The following is a 724-nucleotide window of genomic DNA, read 5'->3' on the forward strand; positions in this document are numbered from 1 at the left end:
ACCCAGGGGTTGGTCCAGCCCATGGCGTGGGTTCCGTAGGGCTGGATGCCGTAGGTGATGGCGATCAGGATCGCGATGAGGCCGACGGCGAAGGTGATGTTGCCCCACCAGTCCATCTTGGCGTGCTTGCGCTCACCGAGATCGTGCAGCTTCAGATACGCCCAGATGGTGCCGATGACGCCGAAGGGCACCGAGACGAGGAAGATGTAGTGCCATTGGATGGGGGCGAGGATGCCGCCGATGAGTAGGCCGAGGAACGAGCCGGCGATGGCGGCGACTCCGTTGATGCCCATGGCCAGTCCGCGTTGGTTGGCGGGGAAGGCGTCGGTGAGGATGGCTGAGGAGTTGGCCATGAGGAAGGCGCCGCCGACGCCTTGGACGATGCGCCAGAAGATCAGCCAGATCGCTGCTTCGCTGCCGTCGAACCAGGTGATGGCGAGGAAGATCGAGGAGATGGTGAAGATGGCGAAGCCCATGTTGTACATGCGGGCTCGGCCGAACATGTCGCCGAGGCGGCCGAAGCTGACGACGAGGACGGCGGTGACGACGAGGAAGCCCATCATCATCCACAGCAGGTAGCTGGTGTTGCTGCTGTCGAGGGGGTTGACGTTGATGCCCTTGAAGATGTCGGGCAGTGCGATGAGCACGATCGAGGAGTTGATGGTGGCGATGAGCATGCCCAACGTGGTGTTGGACAACGCAATCCACTTGTAGTGAGGACCGA

At 62.2% G+C, this 724-nt stretch carries 1 protein-coding gene; it reads right to left on the minus strand.

Annotation, left to right across the window (positions count from 1 at the left end; translation table 11 throughout):
• Positions 1-724: MFS transporter (locus tag GOPIP_RS12595; RefSeq protein WP_006370047.1), on the minus strand; the 724-nt coding region annotated here is incomplete at both ends.

Origin of the sequence: Gordonia polyisoprenivorans NBRC 16320 = JCM 10675 (assembly GCF_000241325.1) — a bacterium.
GTDB classification, from domain to species: Bacteria; Actinomycetota; Actinomycetes; order Mycobacteriales; family Mycobacteriaceae; genus Gordonia; species Gordonia polyisoprenivorans.